This window comes from Rhizobium sp. ZK1, from assembly GCF_047782645.1.
Taxonomy (GTDB): Bacteria; Pseudomonadota; Alphaproteobacteria; order Rhizobiales; family Rhizobiaceae; genus Rhizobium.
Genome location: NZ_CP180587.1, coordinates 1335379 through 1355089, shown reverse-complemented (window position 1 = coordinate 1355089; position 19711 = coordinate 1335379). Strand labels below are relative to the sequence as shown.

Below are 19711 nucleotides of genomic sequence, written 5' to 3'. Positions count from 1 at the left end.
GTCGTCATGAGCGAGACAACGGCGCATGCGCAAGGCCCGACGGTACAGGCACAGGAACACGGACAGCAGCACCCGATCCGGCTCTATCTCCTGGTCTGGGGCCTGCTCTTCGTGCTCAGCGCCTTTTCCTACATGGTCGATTATCTCGGTATCCAGGGCTATCTCAGGTGGACGCTGATCCTGCTGTTCATGATGCTGAAAGCCGGCCTGATCGTCGCCGTCTTCATGCACATGGCCTGGGAACGGCTGGCGCTGGTCTATGCCATCCTGCTGCCGCCGCTATTGGTGCTGGTTTTCGTTGCACTCATGGTATCGGAAGCGGACTATACGATCTTAACCCGGCTCGCCTTCTTTGGCGCGTCGCCGTAGATACCGATCATCGGGAGAAAGCCCTGTATGGCTGAGGTCTTGTTGTTCCATCACGCACAGGGGCTGACCTCAGGTGTGCACGCGTTCGCCGACGCCATCAGGGCAAACGGCCATATCGTGCACACGCCTGATCTCTTCGAGGGGCGCACGTTCCCAAGCATCGAAGAGGGGCTTGCCTATATTGGTGAGATCGGATTCGACGCCATGAGGGAGCGCGGCGTCCGCATCGCCGATGAACTGCCTCCCGGACTTGTCTATGCCGGGTTCTCTTTTGGCGTGCTGCCGGCACAGAAGCTGGCGCAGACGCGGCCCGGAGCGCGCGGGGCTCTGCTCTTCTATTCCTGCCTGCCGATCAGTGGCGAATGGGCCTTTGGACCCTGGCCAGACGGCGTGCCGGTCCAGATCCACGGTATGGACAACGATCCGGTCTTTGTCGGCGAGGGGGACATCGACGCCGCCCGCGAGATCGCAGAGACGGTCGAGGACGCGGAGCTTTTCCTGTACCCCGGTGATCAGCACTACTTCGCCGACAGCTCGCTGCCGTCCTATGATGCGGATGCGACCGCTCTACTGACCACTCGCGTGCTTATTTTCTTGGATCGCACGACGACCAGCCTTGCAGGCAAGAAGCACTCCAAGGACAATTTGTAGACCGCCGGCCTCCCGGATGCTTCCTTAGCGCCCGCCCATGGCCCATTGGCTGCTACGGGTTCCACGACCTTGCGATAGAGATGCCAGGTGGTGTGTCCGAGCACGCCAGACGCTGAATATAGTCTTATCCGGGTTTGCTGGATCTCAAGGCGTCCGTGATCTCTGCTCGTGCAACACCGATGAGCGCCTCCATCGCTCTGCGCGCCGCGTCCGGATCTCTCATCCGGATAGCATCGAGGACGACATGATGCTTATCGAGAGCTTGTTCGTGAGACTGGCTGGCACGATTTGTGAGACGGAAACTGGCGAGCAAAGCAGCCCGAATAGCAGTCGCGAACTGCCGGTAGACCCAGTTGCCGCTGGCATTGATAATCGCGGTATGAAAATCCAAATCTGCCCGGCTCCATTCTTCGGTATCGCGGGCATTGGCATCGACCATGTCTTCGTAGGCCTGTGCGATGCGTGCCAACTGCTTGGCCGTGGCGTTGGTGGCCGCCTGCGCGGCAGCTGCAGGCTCCAGCAGATGTCGTGCGTCGATCAACGATGTGTAGAAGGCTTCGTCGCCACCCATGGACAACATCACGTCCAGGACAAGCGGATCCAGATAGTTCCAATTCTCGCGTGGGAGGACAGTCGTCCCCGCTCGCGTGCGGGAGCGGGTCATTCCCAGAGCCACGAGATACTGCATTGCCTCACGTAGGCTTGTACGACTGACCCCGAACTTTTCAGTCAGGTCCGCTTCGTTAGGAAGCGTCGAACCTTCCGGCAGTTTTCCCGAGACGATCTGCTCGACGAGTTGCGTGAGCAACGCTTCGCGGACCGAGCGTTTTCCACGACCGGCAATCTCCTCTCCACTCTCAGTCAACTTTCTATCGGTTCGCATCATTTCCCCTGAACTCCTCGTTTCACGCCACTCTTTCACGGTGACTGCCGGTTCATTTCCGCTGGTTCCTAATCATACTCAACTAGCACGAAGCTAGCTGAAAAAACCACACTTATAAAAAAATAAATCCTATTTATATTGACATTAATCGTACCCATAATATTGTTTGCTCGTCTGCATGAGCCCGGCACGCCCGAGTTCAACGATTTTCTGCAATCAATAGGGAGGGAGCGATGAAGCTCATCAAGCAAGCTGCCGTCTTGGCGCTAAGCACGTTCAGCGCCGCGTTTGTCACGCCGGTCTATGCCCAGGACAAAGATCTCAAAGTTGGCGCCATCTACATGGATGCGCAAGGCTTCTATGCCGGTGTTCGCAAAGGCATCCAAACCGGCGCGAACGACGCTGGCCGGAAGCTCGATATCGTTGAGACCAATGCGCAAGGAGATGTGAGCAAAGAATCCTCCTTCATCGATTCGCTGATCTCGTCCGGGGTGCAGGCGATCATCGTTTCGCCGGTTTCCGCCGACGGCTCCTATCGAGCAATTCGTCGCGCTCACGAAGCAGGTATTCCGGTCGTCTGCTACAACACCTGCTTGAACGACGCCGACATGAAGGAATATATCTCGGCCTATGCCGTCGGCGACCCCTATGATTTCGGGCATAAACTCGGTGATGCGGCTGCCGATTACTTCATCGCCGAGAAGAAGGACGCGCCGAAAATCGCTGTTCTCAACTGCGAATTCGTCGAAGTCTGCGTTACCCGCCGCAAGGGGTTCGAGGAAGCGCTGAAGGCCAAGATTCCGGGCGCTCAGATCGTTGCGAACCAGGAAGGTGCTATCCTCGACAAGGCGGTTTCCGTCGCGAGCACGATGCTCTCGTCCAACCCCGATATCGATGCGTTCTTCGGTGAAGCCGGTGGCGCTACGCTTGGTGCTGCTCGTGCCGTCAAGAGTCAGGGCAAGACCGGCAAGGTTGTCGTCTTTGGTGGCGATATGACCACGGAGATCGCTCAAGAACTTGCAGACTTCACGGTCATCAAGGCAGTCGTAGACATTTCGGGCCAGGGCCTCGGTAAACTGGCGCTCGCACAGGCGATCAAGTCGATCGATGGCCAGCCGCCGGAGGGGATCAAGGTTCCCTACGACATCGATCTCTACAAGTCGTCCGACGACGGCAAGGCTTGGCTCAAGGCGCATGCCGACGGTATTCCGTGAGGCATGTCGTCTGACGAGACCAGCAATCGAGGCCGCCAGGAAGCTGGCGGCGTCTTCTCATCGGTGGATAATGTCATGACACAGATATCGCGCTCGGTTGAGGCTGCTCGCCGCTCAATCGCGTCAATCAAGGGATGCACCCGCCAATACCCGGGCGTATTGGCCCTGGACAACGCAACTTTTGAAGTCGCGGCAGGCGAGGTTAGGGCCCTTCTAGGCAAAAACGGCGCTGGCAAATCGACCCTCATCCGGCTCCTGACCGGAGCCGAAGTGCCAGACACCGGAAGCGTCGCGGTTGATGGCGAGGAACTCCGTTATTCAGGCTCAAACCGGGCTCAGGATGCTTTCGATAAGGGAGTGCGCGTCGTCTACCAGGAGCTCAGCCTGGTACCGGGAATGTCGCTTGCCGAAAACCTCTTCCTCGGGCGCTGGCCGCGAAAAGGGGGTGTCATCCAGTACGCCAATATGGAGGCCGAGGCTTCCGAGGCGATGGGCCGGCTTGGTTTGGACCGGCCGCCCAATTCCCTGGTGGCGAGCCTAAGCCCGGCTGAACGCCAGCTGCTGGAAATCGCCCGCGTACTGCTCGGCAAACCTAAGCTTGTTATCCTGGACGAACCAACGAGCTCGCTCGCTGCAGCTGAGGCCGAGAAGGTGATGGCCGCCGTCAAGCGGATCGCTTCCGAGGGCATTGCGGTCATCTACGTCAGTCATCGGATGAACGAAATTCGTCAGATCGCGCACTCGGCGACGATTATGCGCGATGGTCGCATTATCGAAACGGTTGATGTAAAGGGCGCCGACACGCGCGAGATTGTCCGGCTTATGCTCGGGTCTGAAGCGTCTCAGACGGCCGCACTCGAAAACAGAAGCCAGGGACAGACCGTTCTCGAAGTAAAGGACCTTGCTCTGTCCCCTAAACTGGCCTCCATCTCCTTTTCGCTCAAGGCAGGGGAAGTTTTGGGCATCGCGGGTCTGCTTGGTTCCGGCCGTACCGAGCTTCTGCAAGCGATTATGGGTGTCCAAACCCAGGACCGCGGCAACGTGCTTGTTGACGGGGTTTCGGTGACGCCCGGTCACTACAAGAAAATGATAGCCCGAGGTTTCGGATATACGCCGGAAAGCCGCAAGGAAGAGGGGATCGTCCCGCTCCTTGGGGTCGATGAGAACACGTTGTCGACGAATTTTTCGGGCGTCAGCAAGAGTGGCATTCTTTCCTCCAGATTGATGGCAGAAGCCACGCGCAAAGTCGTCGAGAGACTGCATATCAAGACGGCGCGGACAGATAGTCCTATCGGCACGCTGTCAGGCGGCAATCAGCAGAAGGTCGTCATCGGTCGTTGGGTTTACGCCAACAGTCGCGTCCTTCTTCTCGACGAGCCTACTCGTGGCGTTGACGTGGAGGCCAAGGCCCAAATCTATACAATCATCCGTCAACTCGCCGCCGAAGGGCGCAGCATCATCTTCGTCTCGAGCGAGATTGAGGAACTGCCTCTCGTCTGCGATCGGGTTCTCGTGCTTCGTGACGGGACGCTGCAGGAAGAGTTCAAATCACCGACCATTGATCAGGACGCCTTGATGGCAGCCTGCATCGCAGGACATTGAGGGAGACACGCGATGTCACTCGACCAGGCTGCAAAGCCCATTTCCGCCCGGACCTCGAACAAATCCGGCTTCAATTTCTCTCAACACATGAACGAACTCAGCCTGTTCGTTGCAATCGTCGTACTCTACGTTGTCTTCACATCGACGGCGAATGGCTTTCTGTCCTTTAATAATCAAATCAACATCCTCCGCGACGCGGCGACGATCGGTATTGCTGCATGGGCCGCAACGCTGATCATCATCGCCGGTGAGATTGATGTCAGCGTCGGACCGATGGTGGCTTTCATCTCCGTGGTCCTGGCGTTTTTTCTTCAGTGGGGCGTTCCTACTCCGATTGCATTTGCGCTTGCGATTGTCGTCGGCGCATTGCTTGGATCTATCGCAGGAGCATTGCGAGCGTTCTTCGATGTTCCGTCTTTTGTCGGGACGTTGGGCCTCTGGAGTGCGCTTCGCGGGACGGCTCTCTTTGTGACGGACGCGCTTCCGGTCTCGATTGGTCGAAACGACACCTTGGACGCGTTGGATCGCTCGGTCCTCGGCATCCCACCTGCGGCGATCATTATGCTGGTGTTGTTCGCAGTCTTTGCATTCATCAGCCGAAAAACTGCGTTTGGACGGTCGGTCTTCGCGATTGGCGGCAATGCGCATGCTGCGTTCCTGAGCGGAATCAGCGTATCGAAGATCCGCGTTACGCTTTTCGCGATTGCCGGTGCCATGGCAGCGATCTCGGGCATTCTGCTGGTGTCGCGCCTTGGGTCCGGCAATGCGACAGCAGCCACCGGCCTCGAATTCGATGTCATCGCGGCAGTCGTTGTCGGCGGGACCTCGCTCTCCGGAGGGCGGGGATCAATGCTCGGTACGCTCCTGGGCGTGTTGGTCATTACTCTCATTGGAAACGGCCTCGTCTTGCTGGGGATCAATCCCTTCTTCCAGCAGGTCGTTCGTGGTCTGATCATTGTTATCGCGGTGCTTGCCAATATTCAGGCGATCAAGCGCAGCGTGTCGCGTAACAAGGGTTGAGCCCATGTCGGTAGTCAACCTCGCAGCTGGCCCGCTTTCGCTTCGCGTTTCGACGAAGGGCGGGCTTTTGCTGGGCTTTTGGCGGGACGTTGGTATCGGAAAAGTACCGCTGTTACGCCCCAGCCAGTCGGAGGACGCAAATGCATTGGGATCGTCCTGCTATCCGCTCGTGCCATTCGGCAATCGGGTGAAGGACAACCGGTTTTCCTTCGATGGCAACGACTACCAGTTCAGGCCGAATACCGAGTGGGATAAGCATTATCTGCACGGTGAAGGATGGCAAGCGGAGTGGTCGCTGGGAAGACAAACGCCCACCTCGGTCGAGATGAGCTTTACCCATCGGGGCGGTGCAACCCCTTACGAATATCGGGCGCATCAGCACTTTGCTCTAAGTGAGGAGAGGCTGACGATGACGCTGACGGTCGAAAACCGCGGCGAACGAGCTATGCCGTTCGGGCTGGGTTGGCATCCCTATTTCCCGATGACGCCCAACACCACGTTGCTCGCGCCTGCCCGGAAATTCTGGACGGAGGTGGAAGGTTGGCTGCCGGGTGAGCAAACCGAAATTCCGGCAGATCTTGATTTCAGTTCACCAGCGAAGCTGCCTCATCGATGGGTCAACAACGGTTTCGAGGATTGGAGCGGCGAGGCATTTATAGTATGGCCGGAGTGGCACACATCGCTGCATCTGACTGCTGACGCAATCTTCAAGCACGCCTTTGTATTCGTGTCGGACACGACATTCGATCCAGACTTTAAGCGCGACTACTTTTGCTTCGAGCCAATGACCCATCTGGCCAATGGACATAACCTGCCTGATCTCGGCGAGTTGAAGGTGTTGCAACCCGGCGAAATCCTCTCCGGAAGCATGCGCCTGCGCCCTTCAAGCCACTGGAATTGACGGTTTTGGAGTTTATGAATGTCTACGATCGACCGTTATGACTACATCATAGTTGGCGGCGGAAGCTCTGCCTGTGTGGTTGCGGCCAAACTGGTGCGAGAGGGCAGGGCCAAGGTTCTGCTTCTAGAGCGTGGCCCCGCCAAGGCTAACCCTATCATGCACTTTCCGGCGGGCTACATGAAGTTCCTCGCCAAGGACACGTATCTGTCCATGCACCAGACGAAGCCGCAGCCGCAACTGAACGGGCGCGGTCCGATCGTCCCACAGGGGAAAGTGCTAGGTGGCGGCAGCACGGTCAACGCGATGGTTTATATGCGCGGCCAGGCTGCCGACTTCGATCTTTGGAACGAACTCGCCACGTCAGAAGGCTCCAACGATGGAGCGTGGTCATACGCAGACCTGCTGCCATATTTCAAAGAGCAGGAAGATAACGACCATCTTGCCGGCGAATTTCATGGGGTAGGCGGGCCGCTCAAGATCTCTCATCTCGGCCATACCAGCCCGATGACGCGCACCTACATAAAGACGCTGCAGGGTATGGAAATCCCTTATAATCCTGACTTCAATGGTGCCCGCCAGTTCGGTGTCGGCTTCATGCAGCACACAATCGATTGGAGAACTCGCAAGCGCTCCAGCTCCGTCGACGCCTTCCTCGCCCCGGTTATGAACAACCCACTGCTGACGATCGAAACTGAAGCAACAGTGACGTCGCTGGAGATGAACGGCGACCAGGTGACTGGCGTCCGATACGTGCAGAAGGGCACATCGAAGCAGGCGGACGCTGGCAAGGAGGTCATACTTGCAGCTGGCGCTTACCAGACGCCGAAGCTCCTCATGCTGTCGGGCATTGGTCCGGAGGATGAGCTGACAAGGCACGGCCTGAAGACAGTCGTCGCCTTGCCCGGTGTCGGGAAGAATCTGCAGGACCACTATGAGTGCCCGGTCGTCGCGACCACAAAGGGCTCGTTTGGCTATTATGGGCAAGACCGCGGTTGGCCGATGATCAAGGCCGGATTGCAGTATCTGATGTTCAAGTCGGGGCCGGTCTCGACCACTGGGGTCGAGACGTGCGCGTTCTATGATCCAGACGGCAATAATGACCGACCGACTATCCAAATGTTCTGTGTTCCTACGGTTTACCTCGACCGTGACGTCATGGGTACCGAACCTGGCGACGGCGTGACGATCAACTCACTTCTGTTGCGACCGAAGGCAAGAGGCTCGGTGACACTGGCATCGAAGGACCCCTTCGACAATCCCATCGTCGACACGCAAATTTTCGGCCATCCGGACGACCTGCGTCTCACCATGGCAGCTTTCCGGTTCGCGCGAAGGGTGCTGGACGCGTCGCCCATGAGAGACCTGATCGAAAAGGAGATCTTTCCGGGACCGGACGTAACCAGCGACGATGCCGTCGCGGCTCACTGCAAACGGACAGTGAAGACGGGATACCACCCCGTTGGGACCTGCAAGATGGGACGGGATTCAGATCAGGAGGCTGTCTTGGATCTAAGCCTGCGGGTAAGGGGAACGCGAGGCCTTCGAGTGGTGGATGCATCGATGATGCCGGCGATCGTCAGCGGCAACACCAACGCCGCTGTCATGGCAGCAGCGGGAAAAGCTGCAGACCTCATCCTCGCATGAACAGGCATATTTCATGAAAATCACAAGGCTTACGACCTACATCGTCCCACCGCGCTGGCTGTTTCTGAAGATCGAAACCGATGAAGGCATCGTCGGTTGGGGTGAACCGGTCGTCGAAGGTCGCGCGCTGACCGTCGAGGCCGCCGTTCACGAACTCGCCGACTATCTTGTCGGCAAGGATCCTTTCCTCATCGAAGACCACTGGACCGTCATGTATCGCGGCGGCTTCTACCGCGGCGGCGCCATCCACATGTCGGCGATCTCGGGCATCGACCAGGCGCTCTGGGACATCAAGGGCAAGGCGCTTGGTCAGCCGATCCATTCGCTGCTCGGCGGCCAGGTGCGCGACCGCATCAAGGTCTACTCCTGGATCGGCGGCGATCGCCCATCCGATGTGGCTGACAATGCCAAGGACGTGGTTTCCCGCGGCTTCAAAGCGATCAAGATGAACGGTGCTGAAGAACTTCAGATCGTAGATACCAACGACAAGATAGATGCGATCATTGCGAACATTGCAGCAGTCCGCGAGGCTGTCGGTCCCCACGTAGGCATTGGCGCCGACTTCCACGGCCGGGTTCATCGACCAATGGCCAAAGTTCTCGCCAAGGAACTCGAACCCTACAAGCTGCTTTTCATCGAAGAACCGGTGCTGTCCGAACACCGCGAAGCATTGAAGGAAATGGCCAATCATTGTTCAACACCGATTGCTCTCGGCGAGCGCCTGTATTCACGCTGGGACTTCAAGCAGGTTCTCTCGGATGGTTATGTAGACATCTTGCAGCCGGATCTGAGCCATGCTGGAGGCATCACCGAATGCCGCAAGATCGCGACGATGGCCGAGGCTTACGACGTTGCGCTTGCACCACATTGCCCGCTCGGCCCGATTGCCCTTGCTGCCTGCTTGCAGATTGATGCCGTCAGCTACAATGCCTTCATTCAGGAGCAAAGTCTGGGCATTCACTACAACAGCGGAAACGACATCCTCGACTACATCTCAAACACGGAGATTTTCCACTACGACGATGGCTTCGTATCGATACCGCAAGGCCCGGGTCTTGGCATCGAGGTGAACGAGGAATATGTCAGGGACCGCGCCAGGGAGAGCCACCGTTGGCGCAATCCGGTGTGGCGGCATGAGGATGGAAGTCTAGCCGAATGGTAAAGGCGATAGCATGCCGGCGTGACAGTCACCCATTGGTGAATCTCTCCGGCGGTGACGGACCTGACGGGCTGGCTGTCGATGCCGCCGGTGCAGGTAGATCTTGAGACGCCGCAGCATTCAGAATAGCGTTCGAAACATTCAAACTGCTGAGAGAATCTTCATGGAAAACCGTTCCTATTACGCCCCTCCCGGTGGGCTTCCGCCGCAAACCGATCTCCTGTCCGGCAAAGCGGTCTTCACCACCGCCTATGTGGTGATCCCCCGAGGCGTAATGACGGATATCGTCACGAGCTACCTTCCTCACTGGACGAACACGCGGGCTTGGATCCTTGCGCGGCCTTTGACGGGTTTTTCGGAAACCTTTTCGCAATACATCATGGAGGTCGCACCTGGCGGCGGAAGCACGAAGCCTGAACCGGAGCCGCGCGCTGAAACGGCAATCTTCGTCGTGGCGGGGACTTTGGCGATCGGGTACGAAGGGCGCGTCCACACTCTTCGTCCAGGATCCTTTGCCTTCCTCCCTGCCGGCAGTGCCTGGACGCTCCAGAACGACGGCGCGGATGTGGCGACGTTTCACTGGATAAGAAAGGCCTTCCAGGAGGTCGAGGGATTGGATCGGCCGCCGGCGATCTTCACGCATGAGGAAGAGCATCAGCCGGGTGCGATGCCCGACACGGATGGCCGGTGGGCAACGACGCGCTTCATCGATCCCGCGGACATGCGTTACGACATGCACGTCACCATCGTCACGTTCGAACCGGGTGCTGTGATCCCCTTCATGGAAACCCATGTGATGGAACATGGTCTCTATGTTCTCGAAGGACGGGCCGTCTACCGCCTCAACGAGGATTGGGTGGAAGTTCAGGCCGGCGATTTCATGTGGCTGCGCGCGTTCTGCCCGCAAGCCTGCTACGCAGGTGGACCGGGCCGCTTCCGCTATCTGCTCTACAAGGACGTCAATCGGCACGCGTCTCTCTGGTAGGCTTGGACCATTCCGATACTTGACGCGTTGCGGGTGAAGGAGACGTCACGCTTCCATTCACGAGTATCGCGCATTAGTTCGGCAGGAGTAGTTTGCCTGCAAGGCGCGCGCAGTGCTTTCGCACCGGCAATCAGCGGGGCAATGGCTTGGTTTGAGCGGCAGCCGACTTGCCGTCATTCGTCGCTCGCTCGAGCCCGCGGATATGGGCGTCGAGCAGGGATACTGCACTGTGGAAGTCACGCTTCTTCAGGGCGTCGACGATCTGTCGGTGCGCATGGCTCGACCCGGGTCGCCATCCGGCCGAACGCGTGGCCGAGAATATGATGCGTGAGTTTGCGAGCTGAAGATCGTCGAGCATGCTGAGCAGTCTCGGCATCCGACAGGGAATGACCAATTCCCTGTGAAAGTTGCGGTTGGCCTGTTCCCATTCCTCGATGCTTTTTGCCTGGTCTCCGGCCGCGAGCGCCAGTTCTATTCTTTCGAACGCGGCCGCATTGATCCTGGGGGCCGCCAGCCTCAGAGCCAATGTCTCGAGCGCGGCGCGAATCTCCACGGTTTCCTGAATTGAAGCCTGATCGAGCGGCGCAACACGCATGCCGCGGCGCGGTTCGCTGACGACCAGCCCCTGGGCGCGCAGAAGCTGAAAGGCTTCCCGGGCGGGCACATGGCTGGCGTCGAATTCCTCAGCGATATGATCCTGCCGAAGCGGGGTTCCCGCAGCCAGTTCTCCGGCGACAATTCTCTCCCCGATCACACGAGCGATGCGTTCTGCGACTGTTTCAGCCATGACGTATCCATAGATAATCTATGATAAAATAGATTGATTGAGCCAAACTCGGCCGATAGCCTGTCAGATGAGCAGCATAATCATAGATTATCTATTATTCAAGCGAGTGCAATATGCTGTTTACCGGTGCTCGTGCAGGAGAATGGTCATGTTGAAAACAGAGGCGGCAACGGCAACGGAGCACGGCTGCATCAGAGATCCCTGGACGCTCACCTCGGCACGCGAGCTTTACGATCTGCCGTTCAACGAGCTGCTCTTCCGCTCACAAACCGTCCATCGAATGAATTTCGACCCTAACCGCGTCGAGCTTGCCAAACTGCTGAATATCAAGACAGGCGGCTGTCCGGAGGACTGCGGCTACTGCAGTCAATCGGCCCACCACGCTTCCGGCCTGACGGCGACCAAGCTCATGAAACTCGAGGACGTGGTCTCGGAGGCATGCAAGGCGAAGGAAACCGGCGCCACGCGCTACTGCATGGGCGCTGCATGGCGCAGCCCCAAGTCCCGGGACGAGGCGGCGATCGTCGCCATGGTGAAGGCGGTAAAATCGCTTGGCCTCGAAACCTGTATGACGCTTGGTATGCTTTCGCCGGAACAGGCCGAGACCTTCGCGGATGCCGGGCTCGACTATTACAATCATAACATCGATACCTCGGAGAATTTTTATCCCGCAGTCGTCACGTCGCGTCGCTTCGAGGATCGCCTGGAGACGCTGGCCCATGTGCGAGAGGCAGGCATCAAGGTCTGCAGTGGCGGAATATTGGGATTGGGCGAGACGGAAGATGACCGGATCGACATGCTCGTTACGCTCGCCAATCTGCCGACGCCGCCCGAGAGCGTGCCAATCAACATGCTGATCCCCGTTGCCGGCACCAGATTGGCAAACGCATCCCCCGTCGATCCGATCGAGTTCATCCGCATCATTGCCCTTGCGCGCCTGATGATGCCGAGTTCGTCGGTGCGTCTGACCGCCGGCCGAACGGCAATGAGCGATGAGATGCAGGCGCTTTGCTTCTTTGCCGGCGCCAACTCGATCTTCATCGGCGACACGCTGCTGACTGCGAGCAATCCGGGCAATGACCGCGATTCAAGGCTTCTCGGTCGGCTGGGCCTCACACCCGTCACCATGGAGATGTCGGGTGATCTCTGACCGGCTTGCCCGCTACGATGCGAAACTTGAGCAACTGCGGCAGAAGAACCGGCTGCGCGCACTCAGCCACGATACCGGCGCCGACTTCACGTCGAACGACTATCTGGGGCTTGCCGCATCCCGTGCCATGAGTGCTGCGCTGATCGCCGCAATCGAGCGTGGGCTGCCGGTCGGTGCCGGCGGATCGCGGTTGCTTCGTGGCAATCATGCGGAGCATGAGGCCCTTGAGGAGGAGGCCGCCGCACTCTTTCGGTGCGAGCGAATGCTTTATTTCGGCAGCGGCTATGCCGCAAATCTCGCCGTTCTTTCGACGCTGCCGCAGCGCGGCGATCTCATTGTCCATGACTGTCTGGTACACGCAAGCGCGCATGAAGGGATGAGGGCAGGGCGGGTCGACGTCGTTTCCGTACCGCATAATGATGCGAATGCGATCGATGATGCAATCCGCACTTGGCGTGCGGCAGGTGGGAAGGGTTTTCCCTGGATAGTCGTGGAGAGCCTCTACTCGATGGACGGCGACCGTAGCCCTTTGTCGGATCTGGTGGATATAGCCGATCGCCACAACGGCTTTCTCTTCGTCGACGAGGCACACGCGACAGGCGTGCACGGCGCCGGCGGTATCGGCTATTGCGCCGACATCGAAGGCCGCGACAATGTCATCGTCCTGCATACGTGTGGCAAGGCGCTCGGGGCCGCCGGTGCTCTTGTCGGCGCCAGTCGTGTGCTTTGCGATTTTCTCGTCAACAGGGCTCGCCCCTTCATCTATTCGACAGCGCCTTCGCCTCTGCAGGCAGCATGCGTGCGCCATGCGCTGGCCATTCTGTCGCGGGAGCCGGAAAGGCGGGCCAGGCTTTACGACCTCATTGGTTTTGCCAACACAAGATTTGCCGAACGCCTGGGCAGGCCGGCAAGCGGCACGCAGATCTTGCCGGTCATCATCGGCGACAATGGCCGGACCATGCGCGTTGCCGATCGCATGCAGTCGAAGGGCTATGATATCAGGGCGATACGACACCCGACCGTCCCCGTCGGCACGGCCAGGCTGCGCATCACGATCACCCTGAATGTCGATAGACCTGTCATCGCAGGGATGATGGACGAGCTTGCCGAGGTGGTTGCGGAGGAGGCGGCATGAGCAGGCGCTTCGTCATCACCGGGACCGATACCGGGATCGGCAAGACCGTCTTTGCGGCCGCGCTGACGCGTGCGCTCAACGCTTCCTACTGGAAGCCTGTCCAATCGGGCCTCGAGGAGGAGACAGACAGCGAGACAGTCAGACGACTTAGCGGGCTTTCGCCTGACCGGATCCTGCCCGAGGCATGGCGCCTCCAGACCCCGGTTTCACCGCATCTTTCGGCTGAGATCGACGACGTCGTCATTGAGCCGGATTCGCTTCTTCTCCCAGATACGAAACGACCTCTGGTCATCGAGGGGGCCGGCGGCCTACTCGTCCCGTTGACCCGGCATATCACCTTCATCGACGTTTTCGCACGCTGGCGCCAACCGATCATCCTCTGCGCCAGGACCGGGCTCGGCACCATCAATCACACCATGCTGTCGATCGAAGCGATGAGCAGACGGCAAATTCCGATTTTTGGCATTGCTTTCATCGGTGAGGAGCGTTCCGACACCGAGAACATCATCACGGAAATGAGCGGCATCCCAAGTCTCGGCCGCCTACCGCGCCTCGATCGGCTGGCACCGGACACATTGCGCCGCGCTTTCGATGAGTATTTCGATATCTCGGTCTTTCAGAAGGTTGCTGCAGCGTGACCGGTTCTTCTTCGACATCGCCGGTCTGGCATCCATTCAGCCAGCATCAACTCGAACCCGTGTTCAAGCAGATCGTCCGGACGGACGGCGCCTATCTGATCGACGAGAACGGTCGTTCGGTCTTCGATGCCATATCGTCCTGGTGGGTCATCACTCATGGGCATCGCCATCCCGCAATCATGGAAGCGATCCGGCTTGCGCTGGAGCGCTTCGACCAGATCATTTTTGCCGAGTACACACATGAGCCGGCGGAAGCTTTGGCCCGCGGTTTGATCCGCCTGGCCCCTCCAGGCATGGCCCATCTCTTTTATTCGGACAGCGGCTCGACCGCGGTCGAGGTCGCCATAAAAATGGCGCTGGGGTTCTTCCACAACAACAGAGCGCCGCGCTCGCGGGTCATCGTCATGGAACATGGCTATCACGGCGATACGATCGGCACCATGTCCGCCGGCGAACGCGGTGTCTTCAATGCGCCCTACGCGCCTCTGCTCTTCGATGTCGACACCATCCCGTTCCCGGAAGAAGGCCGCGAGCAGCAGACGCTCGACGCCCTCGAACGGTTCTGCCGCGGTGGCGAGATCGCGGCCCTGCTGATTGAACCCTTGGTTCTCGGCGCCGGCGGCATGAAGATGTATTCGCCTCATCTGTTGACGGAATTCAGGCGGATCACCGAACGATACGACACGCTCCTGATCGCCGACGAGGTGATGACGGGCTGGGGGCGGACCGGAACCCTGCTCGCATGCGAACAGTCCGACATCACCCCCGACATCCTGTGCCTTTCGAAGGGGATTACCGGCGGCGCTCTGCCTCTGGCAGCAACCTTGTGCACGGCCGAGATATTTGCTGCACATCTTTCGGACGATCGCAGCCGGATGTTTTTTCACTCCAGTTCGTATACCGCCAACCCCATCGCCTGTGCCGCCGCTCGGGCAAATCTCGACGTGTGGTGCAAGGAGCCGGTCAAGGAGCGCATTCAGGCGGTTGCGGACATGCACCGTGACAGGCTGACGCGGTTTCGGCCCGATCCTCGTTTTTCCAATATTCGTCAGCAGGGCACGATTGCCGCGCTCGATCTCGCTGTCGAAACAACGGGGTATCTTTCCGAGGTTGGCCCGCGTCTCAGGGCTTTCTTTCGTCAAAGAGATCTCCTCATCCGCCCGCTCGGGAACGTCATCTATCTGATGCCGCCATATTGCGTGACAGAAAGCGATCTCGATCGGGCCTATGGCGCCATTGAAGAGGCGGCAGATTTCATCAGGAAAGCGGCATCATGACGATCGTTAGCCGGATGGCAGGCTTCGGGCATTATGTTCCTGAGCGGCGTGTCGAGAACCTGGAAATCGAAACGCAGCTTGGCCTCGACGCGGGCTGGATCGAGGGGCGGACCGGCATCCGCTCGCGACGCTGGGCGATGCCCGGCCAGACGCTGACGGATCTTGCGTCGAACGCAGGTGCGATGGCACTTGAGGAAGCAGGCGTGGACCGCAGCGACATTGCACTGACCCTTCTTGCAACATCGACGCCGGATCATCTTCTGCCACCTTCGGCTCCGCTGCTTGCATGCCGTCTCGGCTTGCAGTCCTCCGGAGCGATCGACCTTGCGGGCGCCTGTTCCGGCTTTCTCTACGCGCTTGCGCTAGCCGACGGTTTTGTCAGGGCCTGGGGTAGGCCTGCCCTTGTCGTTGCCGCCAACATACTCAGTCGCCGCATCAACATGGACGAGCGGGGGACCGCCGCAGTCTTCGCGGACGCTGCCGGCGCAGTCGTGCTTGCGCCGTCGACGGATTCACATGGCGGTGTTCTCGGGGTCGAACTGATGCAGGAGGGAGAGAATTACGACCTCATTCAGATCCCGTCCGGCGGCAGTGCGCGTCCTTTTGAAATCGGGACCAATCCGCGGGAACTTCGGATGACGATGCGTGACGGGAGAGCTGTGTTTGTCCAGGCGGTCCGGATGATGACGCAATCGTCGGTCAGGGCCATGGAACAAGCTGGACTGGCCGCAAACGATATAGATCGCTTCGTCCCGCATCAGGCCAATTCGCGCATTATCGACGCTGCCTGTGATCAGCTTGGCCTCCAGCCCGCCAAGGCGGTGCGGACCATAGGGGAATTCGGAAACTCCTCGGCTGCCACCATCCCTCTGTCTCTTTCCCTGGCCAACAAGCAGCAACCGTTCGCTCCTGGCGAACATCTGCTTCTGGCCGCGGCCGGCGCAGGGATGATTGGCGGAGCAGTCGTCTTTGGCGTCTGAAGATTGCCATGCCACCGAATGGGTTCTGCAGTGGGGGCCAGGGAAGAGGGTGCTTGGCTCAGAAGTCGAGCCGGATCAGCAGGACACGCCCAACGCTCTTGAGCGTTGACTCCGGTCAATGAAGAAGTCCGCGCTCTTAGTCATAGTCCTTCGATTGTGATGTTGGCGCTCATCCAGCGCATCAGATGCAAGCGCCGTCGCGAGCAATGACAACGGCTCGCCGGCGCGGATCACCGGTCCTGCGGGCTGGAAGGATGAAAGGGTCACCTTGGTTCATCCGGCTCGCGATTTCCTTGGTCGGACGCCTGATGAGACGGCAGACTATCATCTCAACGCTGGGGAAGAGTCCATGAAGTCGAGCCCGTTCTCTTCCCTCTCCAACATCATCGATCCCGGCGATGCGCTGGGCGAAGTCCTTTTCGGACTGATCATGGCGCTGACATGGACGGTCGGATCACGGCTTATCCTCGAACAGGAGGGGTTGAATGTCCGCGAACTGGTCATTGCGACCATTGGATGCAATGTCGCCTGGGGCATCATAGACGCGGTTTTGTTCGTCCTAGGCACCACGTTTTACAAGAGCCGACGCTTGCGTCTCTTCCGGCAAATCAAAGCGGCAAAAAGCGAAGCATCGGCACTCACTTTGCTCGAGAAGGAGTTTCCGATTGAAGAGGTGCCATTCGCTGCAAAGGCTGCGGATAGGGACGCGCTATACCGATCGCTCCTTGCGCTTGCCGGCCGCGCCGACCCTGTGAAGGTGTCCCTGTCAAAAGCCGATTTAGGCGCCGCAATCGCGATCTTCCTCTTGGTCTCGGCCACGTCCCTTCCTGCAGTCGCTCCCTTCCTGTTTATCGCCAATGCCGAACTGGCCTTGAGAGTGAGCAACCTGTTTCTCATTCTATTGCTGTTCGTGACGGGCTATGCATGGGCGAGTTTTTCAGGCGGCAGGCCACTTCGCGCAGGCGTCACGATGATCTGTCTCGGCTTGCTTCTTGTCTCGATAGCAATCGCGCTTGGCGGTTGAGGCCTTTGGATCAGCTTATACGGATGCGACCGTTGTTCTTTCATGAGGTATCGGCCTCCTGCTTTTAAACGGCACGGGCGCGCAGCGGTGATATACTCACCCGACGAGGCGATCTCGCGCTGGCCGTCTGTTTTGCGAGATGGGAAGGGCTTGGCCGCGGCATCCCGCCTTGGCCCAGGAAGGGAAGGAGACAACGCATGACCAATGTAGCGATCCACCCAATCGTGGATTCCGGATACCGGGCGAGCGATGCGTCATTTGCCGGCGGCACGCTGATGTGCAACTGCGCGAGCAACCCGGTGAAGGTCCGCATCAAGGGCGATATCGCCCACAACCATGCCTGCGGCTGCACGAAATGCTGGAAGCCGAAGGGGGCGGTCTTTTCGGTGGTTGCAGTGACCCCGACGCAGAATGTCGAGGTGCTGGAGAATGGAAACAAGCTGGCGGTCGTCGACGCATCGGCGCTGATCCAGCGCCATGCCTGCAGGGAATGTGGGGTTCACATGTACGGGCCGGTCGAGCGCGAGCATGCCTTCCAGGGACTGTCCTTCGTCCATCCCGAACGGTTCCAGGAGAAAGGCTGGGCAGGCCCCGGCTTTGCGGCCTTCGTATCGTCGATCATCGAAAGCGGATACAACCCTGGAAAGATGAGCGCCGTCCGGTCTCATCTCAAGGAGGTTGGGCTTGAGCCTTACGATTGCCTGTCGCCCGCGCTGATGGATTTGATCTCCATCTGGACGGCGAAAAAGGCGGGGGTTCTGCCGGCCTGACGTGCGGCGGAAGTTCGCGTCTGCCGGCAGAGCATCACTCGATGCGATGCCGGCAGATGAGAACTGTCAACGATCGCTAGGGCTCCAGCTTCGATCGCCCTCGTGTCAGATCGGCGATCAAACGAGAAATTGTCTCCAGGTCATCCTCCGGAATCTGCAGGCTCATTTCGGCACTGATCCCGTCGAAGTGCTGTGCAACGATACGCACGCCTTCAAAGGAAGAGAGGCGAGCCTTCACCATCGACAGATCGGAGACCCGCAGATCGAGTTTTCGTTCGACCATCGTGACGACGGGCGCAAGGGTGGCTGTTTTCAGACAGGCTCCGGCAGTTCCGCCATAGGCCCGAACGAGACCGCCTGTGCCAAGCAGGATGCCGCCGAACCAACGGGTAACGATGACGACAACATTGTCGAGCGATCGGCCGTCGATGGTAGCCAGTATCGGTTTGCCCGCTGTGCCGGTGGGCTCACCGTCATCGCTAAAGCGATAGCCCTGCCCAATACGCCATGCCCAGCAATTGTGGTTCGCCGACGCCGAGGAATTCTCCGCGATCACCCTTGTCGCCTCGGCTTCATCGATGACAGGAAAAGCGGACGCGATAAATCTGCTTTTCTTGATCGTCGCCTCGATCGTGACTGGCTCAACAAGACGAAACATGAATAACCGGAATTATCGTTTTTGATAGTCTCATCCCAGCGCTCCGACTGGCTGAACCGCGCGATGGACGCAAGCTTCTACTTCCATTCCCAGAGCCTCGTCGAATGGTGCGGCCGCTTCGTGACGACGGCAGCTGGTTCTTTCGTCATCGCAAGGTAACGGGCGGCGTCCTCTGCTCCATTGACCCCGACGAAGATCATCTTCATCGAGCTTTTGAATGGTGCGCCCTTGGCTCTGTGCTCGAAGCTGATGACGGCGTGCGGATATTCCGCGTTGAGGCTGATCATAGGATCGCCTGTCAATGCAATATGGTCTTCCATCGTCAGGAAGGCCGAGACCCGCTGATAGGCAACTGCCGGCGAAATCTGCGCGTTGCCTTTAGGCGTCCGGGCATAGGCGATCGTATCCGTTTGCCCCTTTTGCCGTTTCGTTTGATAAACGAGAAGCGCCTCGCCCATCGCGAGTTCGACATGCAGGTCGAACGTTTGATATCGATCAGGCCGCTCAAAGAGGTCGTCTAAGGTCGCCTTGAGATCTTGAACACAATCGGCATAGAGAGAAGCGGTCATAACGGATCCATAATGAGGGCATGAGCCCTAAAACTCTTGCCGACGGCGGGCAGTCTCTCGGTTCACACCCGACAAGGCCACCTTCCAGCTATCAACGATAGCTCTGGTCTCTGCCACAACGGCCAAGGACAATGCAATCTTCGATATCGGAGCAAGAGGTCCGCGAACCTGCATAATAGCCGTAGGCGGTCAGCCTGAACGCGCTGGAATTGTCGCCAGCCTCATCATGTAGATGGATAATGTGATCTTCTGCCTGCGGCTCTTGACAGCTCATCTCTTGTCGTGGAGTGTAAGT

General features: G+C 58.7%; 20 protein-coding genes. 16 read left to right on the top strand and 4 right to left on the bottom strand.

What is annotated here, in order from left to right; all coding sequences use genetic code 11:
* Positions 1 to 6 precede the first annotated feature (6 nt).
* Together ACK9YZ_RS28810 and ACK9YZ_RS28805 are read left to right on the top strand one after the other, a co-directional pair.
* Positions 7 to 369, top strand: coding sequence for a cytochrome C oxidase subunit IV family protein (locus ACK9YZ_RS28810; protein ID WP_216760275.1), 363 nt, complete (start codon positions 7 to 9; stop codon positions 367 to 369).
* 27 nt (positions 370 to 396) lie between these two features.
* Positions 397 to 1020 carry a dienelactone hydrolase family protein gene (locus ACK9YZ_RS28805; protein WP_416067003.1) on the top strand — a complete coding sequence of 208 codons (624 nt, stop codon included), beginning with the start codon at positions 397 to 399 and terminating at the stop codon, positions 1018 to 1020.
* Positions 1021 to 1144: 124 nt separating this feature from the next.
* On the opposite strand, the gene ACK9YZ_RS28800 is transcribed toward ACK9YZ_RS28805, so the two are convergent.
* Positions 1145 to 1906 carry a FadR/GntR family transcriptional regulator gene (locus tag ACK9YZ_RS28800; RefSeq protein WP_253958408.1) on the bottom strand — a complete coding sequence of 254 codons (762 nt, stop codon included), beginning with the start codon at positions 1904 to 1906 and terminating at the stop codon, positions 1145 to 1147.
* Between the two features lie 230 nt (positions 1907 to 2136).
* Between ACK9YZ_RS28800 and ACK9YZ_RS28795 the strand changes: the two genes are divergently transcribed.
* The 7 genes from ACK9YZ_RS28795 to ACK9YZ_RS28765 all read left to right on the top strand — a co-directional run bounded on the left by ACK9YZ_RS28795 (position 2137) and on the right by ACK9YZ_RS28765 (position 10428).
* Complete coding sequence (locus ACK9YZ_RS28795) at positions 2137 to 3117, top strand: substrate-binding domain-containing protein (RefSeq protein WP_183725904.1); 981 nt, start codon at positions 2137 to 2139, stop codon at positions 3115 to 3117.
* Between the two features lie 75 nt (positions 3118 to 3192).
* Positions 3193 to 4719, top strand: a complete 1527-nt coding sequence (locus ACK9YZ_RS28790) for a sugar ABC transporter ATP-binding protein (RefSeq protein ID WP_416067002.1) — start codon at positions 3193 to 3195, stop codon at positions 4717 to 4719.
* Between the two features lie 12 nt (positions 4720 to 4731).
* On the top strand, positions 4732 to 5739 hold the full coding sequence (locus ACK9YZ_RS28785; RefSeq protein ID WP_416067001.1) for an ABC transporter permease: 1008 nt from the start codon (positions 4732 to 4734) through the stop codon (positions 5737 to 5739).
* A gap of 4 nt (positions 5740 to 5743) precedes the next feature.
* Positions 5744 to 6640, top strand: a complete 897-nt coding sequence (locus tag ACK9YZ_RS28780) for an aldose 1-epimerase (RefSeq protein ID WP_416067000.1) — start codon at positions 5744 to 5746, stop codon at positions 6638 to 6640.
* 18 nt (positions 6641 to 6658) lie between these two features.
* Positions 6659 to 8284, top strand: a complete 1626-nt coding sequence (locus ACK9YZ_RS28775; protein WP_416066999.1) for a GMC family oxidoreductase — start codon at positions 6659 to 6661, stop codon at positions 8282 to 8284.
* A 13-nt stretch (positions 8285 to 8297) separates the two neighbouring features.
* Positions 8298 to 9446, top strand: a complete 1149-nt coding sequence (dgoD, locus tag ACK9YZ_RS28770; protein ID WP_416066998.1) for a galactonate dehydratase — start codon at positions 8298 to 8300, stop codon at positions 9444 to 9446.
* A gap of 160 nt (positions 9447 to 9606) precedes the next feature.
* Complete coding sequence (locus tag ACK9YZ_RS28765) at positions 9607 to 10428, top strand: bifunctional allantoicase/(S)-ureidoglycine aminohydrolase (RefSeq protein ID WP_416066997.1); 822 nt, start codon at positions 9607 to 9609, stop codon at positions 10426 to 10428.
* A gap of 130 nt (positions 10429 to 10558) precedes the next feature.
* Here ACK9YZ_RS28765 and ACK9YZ_RS28760 read toward each other — a convergent pair whose 3' ends face one another.
* Positions 10559 to 11215 (bottom strand): GntR family transcriptional regulator, encoded by a 657-nt coding sequence (locus tag ACK9YZ_RS28760; RefSeq protein WP_416066996.1) that lies wholly within the window; start codon positions 11213 to 11215, stop codon positions 10559 to 10561.
* 148 nt (positions 11216 to 11363) lie between these two features.
* Between ACK9YZ_RS28760 and bioB the strand changes: the two genes are divergently transcribed.
* The 7 genes from bioB (at position 11364) to gfa (ending at position 18189) form a co-directional block, all read left to right on the top strand.
* Complete coding sequence (bioB, locus tag ACK9YZ_RS28755; RefSeq protein ID WP_416066995.1) at positions 11364 to 12365, top strand: biotin synthase BioB; 1002 nt, start codon at positions 11364 to 11366, stop codon at positions 12363 to 12365.
* Positions 12355 to 13500: an 8-amino-7-oxononanoate synthase gene (locus tag ACK9YZ_RS28750; RefSeq protein WP_416066994.1), complete on the top strand. Its 1146-nt coding sequence runs from the start codon at positions 12355 to 12357 to the stop codon at positions 13498 to 13500. The genes bioB and ACK9YZ_RS28750 overlap by 11 nt, the downstream gene beginning before the upstream one ends.
* Positions 13497 to 14138: a dethiobiotin synthase gene (bioD, locus tag ACK9YZ_RS28745; RefSeq protein WP_416066993.1), complete on the top strand. Its 642-nt coding sequence runs from the start codon at positions 13497 to 13499 to the stop codon at positions 14136 to 14138. The genes ACK9YZ_RS28750 and bioD overlap by 4 nt, the downstream gene beginning before the upstream one ends.
* Positions 14135 to 15415, top strand: a complete 1281-nt coding sequence (locus ACK9YZ_RS28740; RefSeq protein WP_416066992.1) for an adenosylmethionine--8-amino-7-oxononanoate transaminase — start codon at positions 14135 to 14137, stop codon at positions 15413 to 15415. The genes bioD and ACK9YZ_RS28740 overlap by 4 nt, the downstream gene beginning before the upstream one ends.
* Complete coding sequence (locus ACK9YZ_RS28735) at positions 15412 to 16395, top strand: beta-ketoacyl-ACP synthase III (RefSeq protein ID WP_416066991.1); 984 nt, start codon at positions 15412 to 15414, stop codon at positions 16393 to 16395. Before ACK9YZ_RS28740 ends, ACK9YZ_RS28735 begins: the two co-directional genes overlap by 4 nt.
* A 349-nt stretch (positions 16396 to 16744) precedes the next feature.
* A complete protein-coding gene (locus ACK9YZ_RS28730; RefSeq protein ID WP_416066990.1) occupies positions 16745 to 17419 on the top strand; it encodes a VIT1/CCC1 transporter family protein in 675 nt (224 codons plus the stop codon).
* 197 nt (positions 17420 to 17616) lie between these two features.
* A complete protein-coding gene (gfa, locus tag ACK9YZ_RS28725; protein ID WP_416066989.1) occupies positions 17617 to 18189 on the top strand; it encodes an S-(hydroxymethyl)glutathione synthase in 573 nt (190 codons plus the stop codon).
* Between the two features lie 76 nt (positions 18190 to 18265).
* On the opposite strand, the gene ACK9YZ_RS28720 is transcribed toward gfa, so the two are convergent.
* Together ACK9YZ_RS28720 and ACK9YZ_RS28715 are read right to left on the bottom strand one after the other, a co-directional pair.
* Positions 18266 to 18847 carry an IMPACT family protein gene (locus ACK9YZ_RS28720; RefSeq protein WP_416066988.1) on the bottom strand — a complete coding sequence of 194 codons (582 nt, stop codon included), beginning with the start codon at positions 18845 to 18847 and terminating at the stop codon, positions 18266 to 18268.
* Positions 18848 to 18924: 77 nt separating this feature from the next.
* The gene (locus ACK9YZ_RS28715) at positions 18925 to 19416 is read right to left on the bottom strand and encodes a hypothetical protein (RefSeq protein WP_416066987.1); all 492 of its coding nucleotides are present in this window, start codon (positions 19414 to 19416) and stop codon (positions 18925 to 18927) included.
* Positions 19417 to 19711 lie beyond the last annotated feature (295 nt).

Excerpts from the sequence above, each read along its gene's own strand:
- ACK9YZ_RS28810 (WP_216760275.1), top strand. The coding sequence starts at position 7 with ATGAGCGAGACAACGGCGCATGCGCAAGGCCCGACGGTACAGGCACAG.
- ACK9YZ_RS28805 (WP_416067003.1), top strand. The coding sequence starts at position 397 with ATGGCTGAGGTCTTGTTGTTCCATCACGCACAGGGGCTGACCTCAGGT.
- ACK9YZ_RS28800 (WP_253958408.1), bottom strand. The coding sequence starts at position 1,906 with ATGATGCGAACCGATAGAAAGTTGACTGAGAGTGGAGAGGAGATTGCC.
- ACK9YZ_RS28795 (WP_183725904.1), top strand. The coding sequence starts at position 2,137 with ATGAAGCTCATCAAGCAAGCTGCCGTCTTGGCGCTAAGCACGTTCAGC.
- ACK9YZ_RS28790 (WP_416067002.1), top strand. The coding sequence starts at position 3,193 with ATGACACAGATATCGCGCTCGGTTGAGGCTGCTCGCCGCTCAATCGCG.
- ACK9YZ_RS28785 (WP_416067001.1), top strand. The coding sequence starts at position 4,732 with ATGTCACTCGACCAGGCTGCAAAGCCCATTTCCGCCCGGACCTCGAAC.
- ACK9YZ_RS28780 (WP_416067000.1), top strand. The coding sequence starts at position 5,744 with ATGTCGGTAGTCAACCTCGCAGCTGGCCCGCTTTCGCTTCGCGTTTCG.
- ACK9YZ_RS28775 (WP_416066999.1), top strand. The coding sequence starts at position 6,659 with ATGTCTACGATCGACCGTTATGACTACATCATAGTTGGCGGCGGAAGC.
- dgoD (WP_416066998.1), top strand. The coding sequence starts at position 8,298 with ATGAAAATCACAAGGCTTACGACCTACATCGTCCCACCGCGCTGGCTG.
- ACK9YZ_RS28765 (WP_416066997.1), top strand. The coding sequence starts at position 9,607 with ATGGAAAACCGTTCCTATTACGCCCCTCCCGGTGGGCTTCCGCCGCAA.
- ACK9YZ_RS28760 (WP_416066996.1), bottom strand. The coding sequence starts at position 11,215 with ATGGCTGAAACAGTCGCAGAACGCATCGCTCGTGTGATCGGGGAGAGA.
- bioB (WP_416066995.1), top strand. The coding sequence starts at position 11,364 with ATGTTGAAAACAGAGGCGGCAACGGCAACGGAGCACGGCTGCATCAGA.
- bioD (WP_416066993.1), top strand. The coding sequence starts at position 13,497 with ATGAGCAGGCGCTTCGTCATCACCGGGACCGATACCGGGATCGGCAAG.
- ACK9YZ_RS28735 (WP_416066991.1), top strand. The coding sequence starts at position 15,412 with ATGACGATCGTTAGCCGGATGGCAGGCTTCGGGCATTATGTTCCTGAG.
- ACK9YZ_RS28730 (WP_416066990.1), top strand. The coding sequence starts at position 16,745 with ATGAAGTCGAGCCCGTTCTCTTCCCTCTCCAACATCATCGATCCCGGC.
- gfa (WP_416066989.1), top strand. The coding sequence starts at position 17,617 with ATGACCAATGTAGCGATCCACCCAATCGTGGATTCCGGATACCGGGCG.
- ACK9YZ_RS28720 (WP_416066988.1), bottom strand. The coding sequence starts at position 18,847 with ATGTTTCGTCTTGTTGAGCCAGTCACGATCGAGGCGACGATCAAGAAA.
- ACK9YZ_RS28715 (WP_416066987.1), bottom strand. The coding sequence starts at position 19,416 with ATGACCGCTTCTCTCTATGCCGATTGTGTTCAAGATCTCAAGGCGACC.